Source organism: Pseudomonas sp. DWP2-2 (assembly GCF_049897065.1).
Taxonomy (GTDB): Bacteria; Pseudomonadota; Gammaproteobacteria; order Pseudomonadales; family Pseudomonadaceae; genus Aquipseudomonas; species Aquipseudomonas paracarnis.
Window position 1 is genome coordinate 320,785 of the sequence record NZ_JAFCVN010000006.1, and the last position, 12,378, is coordinate 333,162.

Here is a 12,378-nt window from a genome sequence, read left to right on the forward strand (position 1 = left end):
CGATCAACGATCAACGCAGAGCGTAGGAACGATCAGGCCTTCACTGACGTCAGCTCAAGGCTTTTTCGATGGCCTGGATGATGGAGGGGTCTTCCGGGGGCGTGCGTGGTGAGAAGCGCGCAAGTACACGGCCATCCTTACCCAACAGGAATTTCTCGAAGTTCCAGGTGATATCCCCGGGGAATTCAGCGCCCTCGCCCGCCAGCAAACGGTACAACTGGTGCCGATCAGGCCCGTTGACCTCGATCTTGCTGCCCAGTGGAAAGGTCACGCCGTAGTTCAGGCTGCAGAACTGCTGAATCTGCTCCTCGGTGCCCGGCTCCTGGCCTGCAAACTGGTTGCATGGCAAGCCGAGCACTGTGAACCCTTGGTCCTTGTACTGCTGATAGAGGTTTTCCAACGCCGCGTATTGCGGGGTCAAACCACATTTGGACGCAACATTGACCACCAGCACAACTTGGCCCTTGAAAGGCGCCAGCGGTAGCGCTTGTCCGTCCAGGGCTTTGAGTTTCAGATCGTGGAAAGCACTCATGACGAACTCCAGATATCCCATGTTCTTTGCATTGCAGCCCTTCGGAGCTTACAACCGGCAAAGCTGCAATCATAGACGCCGGTGACAAAACTCGCCTGCAGGTTACTGAGCGGTCGGCCATGGCAGAATCGGAATTGCCGTCACCGCATTCTGCGGGCTGCCTTCGATCAAACGGTCGCTATAGACCAGATACACCAGGGTGTTGCGCTTCTTGTCGAGGAAACGCACCACCTGCATGGTCTTGAATACCAGCGAGGTGCGCTCCTTGAACACTTCGTCGCCGTCCTTGAGCTCACCCTTGAAGTGGATCGGGCCCACCTGGCGGCAAGCGATCGAGGCTTCGGCACGGTCTTCAGCCAGGCCCAGGCCGCCCTTTACCCCGCCGGTCTTGGCACGCGACAAGTAGCAGGTCACGCCATCGACCTTGGGGTCGTCAAACGCTTCAACCACAATCCGGTCGTTGGGGCCGACGAACTTGAACACCGTCGACACCTGGCCGACTTCTTCGGCCGAAGCCAGCAGCGGTATGGCCAACAGCAGGCCGAGCAATCCCTTCATCACGCGCATCGTGTATTTCCTATGGTTAAACCAGGATCAGGTTGTCGCGGTGAACCAGTTCCGGTTCCGCCATATAGCCCAAGAGTCCGACAATGGCGTCGGAAGATTGTCCAATAATCTTCTGTGCTTCCAGGGCGCTGTAATTGGCCAGGCCGCGCGCAATCTCGCGACCGTCTGGCGCAACGCACACCACCATCTCGCCACGGCGGAAGCTGCCCTGCACCAACTTCACACCCACCGGCAGCAAGCTCTTGTTGCCTTGGGACAAGGCCGATACGGCCCCCGCATCCAGCACCAGCGTGCCACGGGTTTGCAGGTGCCCGGCCAACCATTGCTTGCGCGCCGCCAGCATGCCGCGTTCCGGCGACAGCAGCGTACCGATGCGCTCACCGGCCTTGAGGCGATCGAGCACGCGCTCCAGGCGCCCGCCGACGATGATGGTGTGGGCACCGGAACGCGCGGCCAGGCGAGCGGCGCGCAGTTTGGTCTGCATGCCGCCACGGCCCAGGGCACCACCGACACTGCCGGCGACCGCATCCAGCGCCGGGTCGTCGGCGCGGGCTTCATAGATAAGCTGGGCATCGGGGTTGTTGCGCGGGTCGGCGTCGAACATGCCATCGCGGTCGGTGAGGATCACCAACAGGTCAGCCTCTACCAGGTTGGCCACCAGGGCGGCCAGGGTGTCGTTGTCACCGAAGCGGATTTCGTCGGTGACCACAGTGTCGTTCTCGTTGATGACCGGGATGACCTTGAGCTCCACCAGCGCGCGCAAGGTGCTGCGGGCGTTGAGGTAACGCTTGCGGTCGGACAGGTCGTCGTGGGTCAGCAACACCTGCGCCGTGTGGCGGCCGTGCTCGGCAAAGCTGGACTCCCAGGCTTGCACCAGGCCCATCTGGCCGATGGCGGCAGCGGCTTGCAGTTCATGCATCGCGCTGGGTCGCGCGGTCCAGCCGAGGCGGCTCATCCCGGCGGCAACCGCTCCGGACGACACCAGCACCAACTCAACGCCTGCTTCATGCAAGGCCACCATCTGCTCGACCCAGACGCTCATGGCTGCGCGATCCAGACCTTTGCCATCCGCCGTCAACAGCGCACTGCCGATTTTCACGACCCAGCGCTGCGCACCTGTCACTTTGCTCCGCATCATCTTCAACCTTAGAGTGAGGGCCGCGCGACCCAGCGCTGCCCATAACGTTATACCCGGATACCAAAACGCCGCTCCAGAGAGCGGCGTTCAAGTTTATCGCAACGGATCAGTCACGCACGTAAATGATTTCCGGACCGTCTTCATCATCCACGTCTTCTTCGTCCCAATCATCGTCGCCGATGTCGTGGACCGACTTCACGCCGCTGCGGCGCAGAGCACGCTGGTCGTCCAGGGCCTGCAACTGGGCGCGGGCTTCGTCTTCGATCTGCTGGTCGAGCTCGGCGAGTTCGGCCTTGTACACCGGGTCGGCCGCCAGGCGGTCGGCACGGTCTTCCAGGTAACGCATGATGTCGCGGGTCAGGCGCTCGGTGCCTTCTTTGGCGATGGCCGAGATGACGTAGACCGGACCTTCCCACTCCAGGCGATCAACGATCTCCTTGACGCGCTCTTCGTGCTCTTCTTCAAGAATCTGGTCGCACTTGTTCAGTACCAACCAGCGATCGCGCTCGGCCAGGGCCGGGCTGAACTTGGTCAGCTCGCTGACGATGACTTCGGCGGCGTCTGCGGCGCTGGTGTCATCCAGCGGCGCCATGTCGACGAGGTGCAGCAGCAAACGGGTGCGGGACAAGTGCTTGAGGAAGCGGATGCCCAGGCCAGCACCGTCGGAAGCGCCTTCGATCAAGCCAGGAATGTCGGCAACCACGAAGCTCTTCCAGCGGTCGACGCTGACCACACCCAGGTTTGGCACCAGAGTGGTGAACGGGTAGTCGGCGACTTTCGGCTTGGCAGCCGACACCGAGCGAATGAAGGTACTTTTACCCGCGTTCGGCAGACCCAGCAGGCCCACGTCCGCCAGTACTTTCATTTCCAGCTTCAGGTCGCGCTGCTCGCCCGGCTTGCCCGGCGTGGTCTGGCGCGGTGCACGGTTGGTACTGGACTTGAATCGGGTGTTACCCAGACCGTGCCAACCGCCCTGCACAACCATCAGCTTCTGGCCGGCCTTGGTCAGGTCGCCAATCACTTCCTGGGTCGCAGAGTCGATGATCGTGGTGCCGACCGGTACGCGCAGTACCAGATCTTCACCTTTTTTACCGGTGCAGTCGGTGCTGCCGCCGTTGGAGCCACGCTCGGCATCGAAGTGCCGGGTGTAACGGTAGTCGACCAGGGTGTTGAGGTTTTCGTCGGCCATCATGTAGATGGAACCGCCGTCACCGCCGTCACCGCCGTTTGGACCACCGTTTTCGATGAATTTTTCGCGACGGAAACTCATGCAACCGTTACCGCCGTCGCCTGCTTTTACTCGGATGGAAACTTCATCAACGAACTTCATAACAAAACGCCTCTCGCCGCATGGACGAGCTTAAGAAACCAAGACATAAGACTCTTGCAAAAATGAGCGCAGCGACCTCAATCAGCGACCGCAAACCTGCGCCTGAGCTCATCACAAACAGCTTTGCAAGAGACTCACTCCACAAACGAAAAAGCCCCGTCGCAAGACAGGGCTTTTCCAGCGATCTCGCAATTAAGCTGCGACAACGCTCACGTAACGGCGGTTGAACGCGCCCTTTACTTCGAACTTGATCACGCCTTCGATTTTAGCGAAGAGGGTGTGATCTTTACCCATGCCAACACCGTAACCGGCGTGGAATTGGGTGCCGCGCTGACGCACGATGATGTTGCCCGGAATGATTTTCTGGCCGCCATACATCTTCACGCCAAGGCGTTTGGCTTCTGAGTCGCGACCGTTACGGGTACTACCACCAGCTTTTTTGTGTGCCATGAGTCAATTCTCCTAGTGAGGAATTAGGCTGAAATTAAGCCTGAATACCGGTGATTTTGATCTCGGTGTACCACTGGCGGTGGCCCATACGCTTCATGTGGTGCTTACGACGACGGAACTTGATGATGCGGACTTTATCGTGACGACCTTGGGAGATCACTTCAGCCACAACGGTAGCGCCAGCAACAACTGGAGCGCCGATGTTCACGTCATCGCCATTGGCGACCAACAGAACGCGATCAAAAGTAACGGATTCGCCAGTAGCGACTTCCAGTTTCTCGATCTTCAGGTATTCACCTGGGGCGACTTTGTATTGCTTGCCACCAGTAACAATTACTGCGTACGACATGGTATTTCTCCGATAATCCTGCTCACCCAGCGCTTTATAAGAAGAGGTATTGGCTGGCATGGCTGCATGGGATGGACGTCCCGAATGCAATTGCGTAAGGCAGGTGCTGCCCAGGAAGTTCAGGGTGCGCGATTGTACGCAAGCTATGGGAGGCTTGCAAGGGGCCGTCTATCGCGCCTTGACACCCGGGGGTGAGGGTCCTAGCATGCCGCGCAACCCTTCTGGAGCGACTGTCGCTGATGCAACCCCAAGCTTTCTACCGCGCGGTCGCGGACGATTTTAGCGCCGTCGACGGCATCATCAAGCAGCAGCTGACGTCTAAAGTGCCGCTGGTCTCCAAAATTGGCGACTACATTACGTCGGCGGGCGGCAAACGCCTGCGTCCTTTATTAGTGTTGCTGTGCGGCAAGGCCCTGGGCCGTCAAGGCGATGACCTGCGCCTACTGGCCGCCACGATCGAATTCCTGCACACCGCCACCCTGCTGCATGACGACGTGGTCGACATGTCCGGTATGCGCCGTGGTCGCGAGACCGCAAACGCGATGTGGGGCAATGCGCCCAGCGTGTTGGTGGGCGACTTCCTGTATTCGCGCTCGTTCGAAATGATGGTGGAACTGGGCTCGATGCCCGTGATGAAGATTCTTTCACAGGCCACACGCATCATCGCCGAAGGCGAAGTGTTGCAACTGTCCAAAGTCCGCGATGCCAGCACCACTGAAGAAACCTATATGGAAGTGATTCGCGGCAAAACCGCGATGCTCTTCGAAGCCTCTACCCACAGTGCAGCCGCGCTGTGTGGCGCCACCGCCGAACAGGCCGAGGCCCTGCGCACGTTCGGTGATCACCTGGGCGTGGCGTTCCAACTGGTGGATGACCTGCTCGACTACAAGGGCGACGCTGAAACCCTGGGCAAGAACGTCGGTGACGACCTGGCCGAGGGCAAGCCGACCTTGCCGCTGATCTACACCATGCGCGAAGGCACGCCGGAACAGGCTGCCCTGGTGCGCAAGGCGATCCAGAAAGGCGGGATCGAAGACCTGGAAGCCATCCGTGCCGCCGTAGAAGCCTCGGGCTCCCTGGAGTACACCGCGCAACTGGCGCGTGACTACGTGGCGCGGGCGATCACATGCCTGGAAGCGCTGCCGGCCAGTGAATACCGGGATGCCCTGGTCGAGCTGAGTGAGTTTGCGGTCGCCCGTACTCACTGATTCCGCGCTGTTTAATGTGGGAGCTGGCTTGCCTGCGATGACGGGAGTGAATTCACTGCCGCTATCGCAGGCAAGCCAGCTCCCACATTAGGACGAGTCCAACCCCACCCGCGTTTAAAACCCTATATAATGTGCGACTTTTAGCCATCCCTGACTTTCTAGGAGCTTTAGTGAGCACGTTGCCACCCTGCCCAAAATGCAATTCCGAATACACCTACGAAGACGGCGCCCAACTGGTCTGCCCGGAATGCGCCCATGAGTGGTCCGCCAACGGCGAGGCCGAAGTGGTCGGCGATGAGACCGTGAAGAAAGACTCTGTGGGCAACGTCCTGCAGGATGGCGACACCATCACCGTGATCAAGGACCTCAAGGTCAAGGGCACTTCCCTGGTGGTCAAGGTCGGCACCAAGGTCAAGAACATCCGCCTGTGCGACGGCGACCACGATATCGACTGCAAGATCGACGGGATCGGCCCGATGAAACTCAAGTCCGAGTTCGTGCGCAAAGTCTGAACCTGCTGCATTCCATCCCGCGCCCGCCGCGGGATGGCGTTTCGCCCTCTGCGTTGATCGAACGCAATACCCACACAGAAAAACCCAGAAATTGCCAATAGACGCTTGCTATTCTACGAATAAGAATTATTCTCATTGAAACCCATCAAGGAGAACGACCATGACTTATTTGATAGATGCCTGGCTGGATCGCCCCCACCCTTACCTGCGAATCCTGCATCGGGAAACCGGTGAAGTCTGTGCGGTGCTTGAGGAAGAAGCGCTGAACGAGCTGCAGGACCAGGGCGATCTGGACGTGAATGGCCTGAGTTCCAGTGAGCCTGGTGTGCTGAAGGAAGTGGTGAGGAATCTGTTTCTGTTCTGCTATGCACGAGCGTTGCGCCCGGCGACCGACTTGAATGGCAAGTTCCATCCATGAAGAAACTGGCAAATACCTGTTGGGGCGAACGCGTTCGTCCCAACAGGTAACCAGCAGGCCTTACAGAACGTCGAGCAGCTCGACGTCGAATACCAGAACGCTGTGCGGCGGGATGCTGCCAACGCCTTGAGCGCCGTAAGCCAGTTCGCTCGGCACGTAGAGGCGCCATTTGCTGCCGGCATTCATCAGTTGCAGGGCTTCGGTCCAGCCGGCGATCACGCCACCCACCGGGAATTCTGCAGGCTGGCCGCGCTCGTAGGAGCTGTCGAACACAGTGCCGTCGATCAGGGTGCCGTGGTAGTGAGTACGCACTTGGTCTTCACGGGTCGGCTTGGCGCCGGTACCGGCCGTCAGCACTTCAAATTGCAGGCCGGAAGCCAGGGTGGTGATGCCATCACGCTTGGCGTTTTCCGCCAGGAAAGCCAGGCCAGCGCCCGCTGCAGCTTCGGCCTTGGCAGCGGCTTCGGCTTGCATGATTTCGCGGATCACCTTGAAGCTGGCCGCCATTTGTTCTTGGTCAACACGGCTTGGCGAGCCTGCGAATGCGTCGGTCAGGCCGGCCAGGATCGCGTCCAGGCTGACGCCCGGTGGCGGGTTGTCGCGCAGTTGGTCGCCCAACTGACGGCCGATACCGTAGCTGACGCGGGTTTCGTCGGTGGACAGATTAACTTCGGACATGAAGAGGCTCCGCTGTAGGACGCCACGGTTTCCCGCGCCGCCCAGAACTAAAAGGGCCCGCAGACTAGCACACATGAGCGGGCCGTGATCAGCCCCACCCCGGCATCGCGGTTGCGCGCCGGCGACCCTTCGTCGACGAACAATAAAAGTATTTCAGAATCATCCTTTCCCGCCGATACAGCCCTACACATCTTGGCTGGCTCAAACAAAAACACACCGTCCAGCAGACAGACATCACTCTTCAAGGAGCTTTCGATGAACAGCTGGTTCGGTAACATCAGCGTCAATCTCAAACTCGGCCTGGGCTTCGGCCTGGTGCTGGTCCTCACCTCGATCCTGGCACTCACTGGCTGGACCAGCCTGGGAGGCTTGATCGACCGTAGCAATTGGATGAGCGACATCACCCAGCTCAATGCCTCGCTGACCAAGCTGCGTATCGTGCGCTTGCAATACATGCTGGCCAATGGCGACGAAGCTGTGGCGCAGAACGTGCAGACCAGCCTCGATGCATTCGCCGCCCAGCAACAGAAGCTGCTCGACAGCTTCAAGAGCCCGGAAAACCTCAAGCTGCTCAATGAGCAGAAAGCCGTCATTACCGCTTACCGCCAGTCCCTGAACAAAATGCGCGAGGCGTACCGCAATGGCAACGCTGCGCGCGATGTCATGGGCGCCAAGGCCGACATTGCCAACGCGCAAATCAATGCGCTGGAAACCAGTGTGCAGCAGTCATCCGACAGCCCGGAACGCTTCACGCAGTTCCTGGCCGTGACCCAGGCCAAGAACGAATTCATGCAGGCTCGTTACGAAGTGCGCGGCTATACCAATAGCCCCAACGCAGAAACCGAAGCCCGTGCGGCTACACAGCTGGAAAAAGCTGTCGCCGGTTTGAAAGGCCTCAGCGTTGCCTTCGGTACTGGCCAGCAAAGCGCATTGTCCGCACTGGAAACCGCGCTAGGCGCCTACCGCAGCGCCGTGCAGAGCTACAAGGCGGCCAATGCCAATATTGTCACCGCCCGTGCCGAAATGACCATTCAGGGCGCCGACATCGTGACGATCAGCGACAAGCTGTACGACATCCAACTGGAACGTCGCGACGCCGAAAGCACCCAGGCCCGCAGCCTGCAACTGATCAGCACCTTGCTGGCCCTGTTGGTCGGCGTGATTGCCGCGTGGGTGATCACCCGCCAGATCACCCGCCCGATCCAGGACACCCTGGCCGTGGTGGAGCGCATCGCTTCGGGCGACTTGAGCCACAATATCCAGGTGACCCGTCGCGACGAACTGGGCGTGTTGCAGCAAGGCATCCAGCGCATGGGCACCACCCTGCGCGAGCTGATCAGCGGCATTCGCGACGGCGTCACTCAGATCGCCAGCGCCGCCGAAGAGTTGTCAGCCGTGACCGAGCAAACCAGCGCCGGCGTGAACAGCCAGAAGATCGAGACCGATCAGGTCGCCACCGCCATGCATGAAATGACCGCCACCGTGCAGGAAGTTGCGCGCAATGCCGAACAGGCTTCCCAAGCCGCTTCCGACGCTGACGGCCAGGCCCGCGAAGGCGATAAAGTGGTGGCTGAAGCCATCGCCCAGATCGAACGCCTGGCGGCCGAAGTGGCGCGCTCCACCGACGCCATGACGCACCTGCAACAAGAGAGCAACAAGATCGGCAGCGTGATGGACGTGATCAAGGCCGTGGCCGAACAGACCAACCTGCTGGCACTTAACGCCGCCATTGAAGCTGCGCGTGCCGGGGAAGCTGGTCGAGGCTTTGCCGTGGTCGCCGACGAAGTGCGTGGCCTGGCGCAGCGTACACAGAAGTCCACCGAGGAAATCGAAGGCCTGGTGGCCGGCTTACAGAACGGCACCCAACAAGTCGCCAGCGTGATGAACAACAGCCGCAGCCTCACCGACAGCAGCGTCGAACTGACGCGCAAGGCCGGGGTATCCTTGGAAAACATCACCCGCACCGTGTCGAATATCCAGTCGATGAACCAGCAGATTGCCGCAGCCGCCGAACAACAGAGCGCCGTGGCGGAAGAGATCAGCCGCAGTATCGTGAACGTGCGTGACGTGTCTGAGCAGACCGCTACGGCCAGTGATGAGACAGCCAAGTCGAGTGTTGAACTGGCACGCCTGGGTAGCCAGTTGCAGCAGATGGTCAGTCATTTCCGGGTGTAGCACCACAACCATGGTGGCGAGGGAGCTTGCTCCCTCGCCACAAGGGCCTTACCTGCGAACAGGCCAATGGGAGAATCAGCCCTCGCTCTCCTCAACAAACACCAATCGATTCCCAAACGGGTCTCTGATGCTCATCTCCCGCGTCCCCCACGGCGTGTCTTCCACCCCAGGCTTGGCATACCGGTATTCCTTGCCCAGCAATTGCTGCTGATACGCATCGACCCCTTGGGCCTGGACCCGCACAGCCGCCCCTGGCGAAGCATCGCCATGATGCTCGGATAAGTGCAGCACACACTCCCCCAGCGACACTTGCACGTACAACGGAAAATTCGCCTCGAAGCGATGCTGCCAATCGACCTTGAACCCCAGGAAATCGACGTAGAACTCCAACGCCTTGGCCTCGTCGAAAATCCGCAGGATGGGGGTGACTTTTCCTAAGTGCATTTAACTCTCCAAGTGCCGGTCGCTCGTTGCTGGCGAGCGACCACCCTAGCTCAGCAAGCGCTCAAAGTGAACACGCTCAATGGTTGTGAATTTCCCTGATCCTTGCGCTCGACAGTTGATTATTGTCCACATGCACTTCATCGAACTCATAGGAACTTTCTTCAAACTGATTCAAGTGGCCCGACTTGCGCATCCGCTCGATGGTGCCAGGCGCCACACACTGGCGAGCCTCGACGAACTGCGGGTTTACCTCGATATTTTCGTTGAAAGAGACGACGGGAACACCGCGACTGTCGATTTCGTAAAGGTGGTACTTGCCGCCGAGTGCAGCATCACCAAAATGTATCGCCGCCGCCTTTGAGCGAGACGCCATCACGACATTGCCGTCCATCATTTTTGCAGGCCCGGAAAAGAAGTTTGAGTCCCGAAAACCATAATTTGCCGGATCACCGCGACGCTCTACGCGATCCGCCTTTTCGACGCGGTACAACTTGGGTATATCGGTACGTTCAATCATGCCTCGACTGTTGAAATACCCACCATCAGGCACCTGGACGCCGGCCTTGAACGGATTGACCTTGAGCACGTTGCTATCGTCGTACGGCTCGTAATCCCCGGAGGACGTGGCATCGGAAACCACCGAAGACGGCGACTCCTCATTCTCCGACAGTTCGTTTTCCGAGTCCTCGAGTTTGGGCTTCTTCGCCGTAGACGGGCCCTCCTCGACGATCTCATAACGGGGCTGCACTGAGGGACGCTTGGCCCCCCCTTGCAGGTAAATCTCCATGGATGGGTCCCACGCAGGATTCAACCCGTTTGCTGGTTTTTCGGGTAGCCGCGCAGGTTCGGTCGGACTCATCAGCACACCGATCTGCCCGTTCACGCGGCGATAGTTGAAAAACGGCTTTTGCGCCGTCGTCGGTTGAGCGCCGGACTCGACAGCGGGATCGGCCGTGGAAGGGCCGGCCTTGCCGAGGGCGTGAAAAAAAGCCATCGTCGCGACGTCCATCACAGCCGAATGCAGCCCATTCTTGCGCTCGGCCTGAGTGTCACCCTCCACGGCCTGGTCGATTTCCATTCCTACCTGTGCCGTGTAAGAGACGGCGCCAAGCGCCAGACCAATAGGCCCGAGCAAGGCCATGGGGATGGAGAATATTGCGTTGCCGGCTTGCAACAGAGCCAGTGCGTCGTCCTTGCGCACTTCGGCGTTGGATTTCATTTCGGTGTCTGCATCATTGTCGATGCGTTGGCGTGTCTGGCTGGCCATGAAGGAAAACACGTCCCCGCCGATTGGATAATTCAAAGTATCGATAACACTGTCATTCGCTGCCTGGGTGCCTGCACCCAGCTTGGCCAGGGTGACGTCCACGCCGTTGGCACTCAGGGCGCCAAACACGCCCTGCTGACGATCACGCAGCGAGAAATGTTCCTCCAGCACCTTGGCTTTGGCGGGGTCCTTGCTTTGTTCGAGCACCCACTGGTCCACGGCGGCTCGGTCCTTGAAAGTCTGGATCGCGGGTTTTGCGCCGGGGACATAGAGGGTTTCGGTACCACTCTTGGAGATGAAGCGCAGGATGTCATTGGACTTATAACCATTGATATCGAAGCAAAACACCCTGGTGTCCGGACCCGGCGTCGTCTGCGCCTGTAACTGGGCCTTGGACATCGGCCCCTCGAGCGGTACACCTGACGCCGCCGCTTTCATCACCTCGGCATAAGCCTGCGGGCTAAGGCCCTGGCTGGAGTCTTGTTGGTTGAGGGCGCGCGCGGCCCGGGCCTCCATCACGAACTGTTGCTTGGCCAGCATCCGCCACTCGTCGCCGTGCTGCATCCAAAAATTGTCCAGCCTGGTCATCACCTTTTTCTGCAGGTCCCCCTCACGCACCAGGTTCAACAGCTCGCTGGGCTTCATGCGCAGTTGGTTGCCGGCGTCGTAGGTGCCCCTTCCCGGCCCATCCAGGTACAGGCCATAGGCGGCGTCCAGATCACGCCAGGTCTCCACGGCGTTGGGCACGTCATCGTGAATTTTCGAGTAGAGGTATCCCGGCCCCGTCCGGTCGAAAATGAACTTGCCCAGCCGGCTGAAAAAATCCGGCACACTTTCGCTGTCCAGCAACGAAAACGGGCTGGTATTCGAAGACACGAAATGCGCCAGCGCCTGAGCCTTGCCGGCCGTGCCGTAGCGTTCCGCCGAGAAAAAATCACTGGCCACGGCATCGGTCAGCGTCATGGACGACTCGGGAACTCCGCGATGTTCCCACCCGGTCACGGCGCTGCCAGTGTGGGTACTGTTGGCAGGAGAAAACTGATGCAGGTATACCTTGTCGGGGTCGATCCATTGATTGGTCAGGTTCCAGACTTTTTCCTGGATCCAGCCTTTGATCGTGTCACGCGGAAAAGGGAACGCCGACATCGCATCGACGCCCTCATTCACCGCGGCGTCAGGCGACGTGACGGTAGATGAAATGACGGCGTTGCCGGCCCGGTTAGCGAGTTGGCTGGGGCTTACAGGCTGAGTGTTCATACAGGCTCTCCGTAATAAGACCTGCACATGCTAGAGAGCCGTCCTTTGCAATC

At 59.5% G+C, this 12,378-nt stretch carries 12 protein-coding genes and 2 pseudogenes; 5 read left to right on the forward strand and 9 right to left on the reverse strand.

Annotated elements, in window-relative coordinates:
* Positions 1–49 precede the first annotated feature (49 nt).
* The 6 genes from ACP7CZ_RS16435 to rplU all read right to left on the reverse strand — a co-directional run bounded on the left by ACP7CZ_RS16435 (position 50) and on the right by rplU (position 4,366).
* On the reverse strand, positions 50–532 hold the full coding sequence (locus ACP7CZ_RS16435) for a glutathione peroxidase (RefSeq protein ID WP_054896977.1): 483 nt from the start codon (positions 530–532) through the stop codon (positions 50–52).
* A 102-nt stretch (positions 533–634) separates the two neighbouring features.
* Positions 635–1,099 (reverse strand): CreA family protein, encoded by a 465-nt coding sequence (locus tag ACP7CZ_RS16440; protein WP_089042353.1) that lies wholly within the window; start codon positions 1,097–1,099, stop codon positions 635–637.
* Between the two features lie 16 nt (positions 1,100–1,115).
* Positions 1,116–2,234 carry a glutamate 5-kinase gene (gene proB / locus ACP7CZ_RS16445; RefSeq protein ID WP_019817476.1) on the reverse strand — a complete coding sequence of 373 codons (1,119 nt, stop codon included), beginning with the start codon at positions 2,232–2,234 and terminating at the stop codon, positions 1,116–1,118.
* Between the two features lie 109 nt (positions 2,235–2,343).
* Positions 2,344–3,567, reverse strand: coding sequence for an Obg family GTPase CgtA (gene cgtA, locus ACP7CZ_RS16450; protein WP_003194084.1), 1,224 nt, complete (start codon positions 3,565–3,567; stop codon positions 2,344–2,346).
* A 192-nt stretch (positions 3,568–3,759) separates the two neighbouring features.
* Positions 3,760–4,017, reverse strand: a complete 258-nt coding sequence (gene rpmA / locus ACP7CZ_RS16455) for a 50S ribosomal protein L27 (protein ID WP_003176049.1) — start codon at positions 4,015–4,017, stop codon at positions 3,760–3,762.
* Between the two features lie 34 nt (positions 4,018–4,051).
* The gene (rplU, locus tag ACP7CZ_RS16460; protein WP_007950961.1) at positions 4,052–4,366 is read right to left on the reverse strand and encodes a 50S ribosomal protein L21; all 315 of its coding nucleotides are present in this window, start codon (positions 4,364–4,366) and stop codon (positions 4,052–4,054) included.
* 239 nt (positions 4,367–4,605) lie between these two features.
* On the opposite strand from rplU, the gene ACP7CZ_RS16465 reads away from it, so the two are divergent.
* The 3 genes from ACP7CZ_RS16465 to ACP7CZ_RS16475 all read left to right on the forward strand — a co-directional run bounded on the left by ACP7CZ_RS16465 (position 4,606) and on the right by ACP7CZ_RS16475 (position 6,504).
* Complete coding sequence (locus ACP7CZ_RS16465; RefSeq protein WP_003194086.1) at positions 4,606–5,574, forward strand: polyprenyl synthetase family protein; 969 nt, start codon at positions 4,606–4,608, stop codon at positions 5,572–5,574.
* A 170-nt stretch (positions 5,575–5,744) separates the two neighbouring features.
* Positions 5,745–6,086 carry a zinc ribbon domain-containing protein YjdM gene (locus ACP7CZ_RS16470; RefSeq protein WP_034128750.1) on the forward strand — a complete coding sequence of 114 codons (342 nt, stop codon included), beginning with the start codon at positions 5,745–5,747 and terminating at the stop codon, positions 6,084–6,086.
* Positions 6,087–6,246: 160 nt separating this feature from the next.
* Positions 6,247–6,504 carry a hypothetical protein gene (locus ACP7CZ_RS16475; RefSeq protein ID WP_005791321.1) on the forward strand — a complete coding sequence of 86 codons (258 nt, stop codon included), beginning with the start codon at positions 6,247–6,249 and terminating at the stop codon, positions 6,502–6,504.
* Between the two features lie 60 nt (positions 6,505–6,564).
* Here the strand turns inward: ACP7CZ_RS16475 and ACP7CZ_RS16480 are convergent, their stop codons facing one another.
* A complete protein-coding gene (locus ACP7CZ_RS16480) occupies positions 6,565–7,182 on the reverse strand; it encodes an FKBP-type peptidyl-prolyl cis-trans isomerase (protein ID WP_034128752.1) in 618 nt (205 codons plus the stop codon).
* Between the two features lie 255 nt (positions 7,183–7,437).
* Between ACP7CZ_RS16480 and ACP7CZ_RS16485 the strand changes: the two are divergent.
* Both ACP7CZ_RS16485 and ACP7CZ_RS16490 read left to right on the forward strand, forming a co-directional pair.
* Positions 7,438–8,454, forward strand: a pseudogene (locus ACP7CZ_RS16485) (methyl-accepting chemotaxis protein); the annotation flags it as partial.
* Between the two features lie 306 nt (positions 8,455–8,760).
* A pseudogene (locus ACP7CZ_RS16490) lies at positions 8,761–9,357 on the forward strand (methyl-accepting chemotaxis protein); the annotation flags it as partial.
* Positions 9,358–9,432: 75 nt separating this feature from the next.
* On the opposite strand, the gene ACP7CZ_RS16495 reads toward ACP7CZ_RS16490, so the two are convergent.
* Both ACP7CZ_RS16495 and ACP7CZ_RS16500 read right to left on the reverse strand, forming a co-directional pair.
* Entirely contained in the window at positions 9,433–9,801 is a 369-nt protein-coding gene (locus ACP7CZ_RS16495; RefSeq protein WP_054896979.1) for a glyoxalase superfamily protein, read from the reverse strand.
* 76 nt (positions 9,802–9,877) lie between these two features.
* On the reverse strand, positions 9,878–12,325 hold the full coding sequence (locus ACP7CZ_RS16500; RefSeq protein WP_054896980.1) for a dermonecrotic toxin domain-containing protein: 2,448 nt from the start codon (positions 12,323–12,325) through the stop codon (positions 9,878–9,880).
* Positions 12,326–12,378: the final 53 nt, after the last annotated feature.

Coding starts and splice junctions, on each gene's coding strand:
- ACP7CZ_RS16435 (WP_054896977.1), bottom strand. CDS start 532: ATGAGTGCTTTCCACGATCTGAAACTCAAAGCCCTGGACGGACAAGCG.
- ACP7CZ_RS16440 (WP_089042353.1), bottom strand. CDS start 1,099: ATGCGCGTGATGAAGGGATTGCTCGGCCTGCTGTTGGCCATACCGCTG.
- proB (WP_019817476.1), bottom strand. CDS start 2,234: ATGCGGAGCAAAGTGACAGGTGCGCAGCGCTGGGTCGTGAAAATCGGC.
- cgtA (WP_003194084.1), bottom strand. CDS start 3,567: ATGAAGTTCGTTGATGAAGTTTCCATCCGAGTAAAAGCAGGCGACGGC.
- rpmA (WP_003176049.1), bottom strand. CDS start 4,017: ATGGCACACAAAAAAGCTGGTGGTAGTACCCGTAACGGTCGCGACTCA.
- rplU (WP_007950961.1), bottom strand. CDS start 4,366: ATGTCGTACGCAGTAATTGTTACTGGTGGCAAGCAATACAAAGTCGCC.
- ACP7CZ_RS16465 (WP_003194086.1), top strand. CDS start 4,606: ATGCAACCCCAAGCTTTCTACCGCGCGGTCGCGGACGATTTTAGCGCC.
- ACP7CZ_RS16475 (WP_005791321.1), top strand. CDS start 6,247: ATGACTTATTTGATAGATGCCTGGCTGGATCGCCCCCACCCTTACCTG.
- ACP7CZ_RS16480 (WP_034128752.1), bottom strand. CDS start 7,182: ATGTCCGAAGTTAATCTGTCCACCGACGAAACCCGCGTCAGCTACGGT.
- ACP7CZ_RS16495 (WP_054896979.1), bottom strand. CDS start 9,801: ATGCACTTAGGAAAAGTCACCCCCATCCTGCGGATTTTCGACGAGGCC.
- ACP7CZ_RS16500 (WP_054896980.1), bottom strand. CDS start 12,325: ATGAACACTCAGCCTGTAAGCCCCAGCCAACTCGCTAACCGGGCCGGC.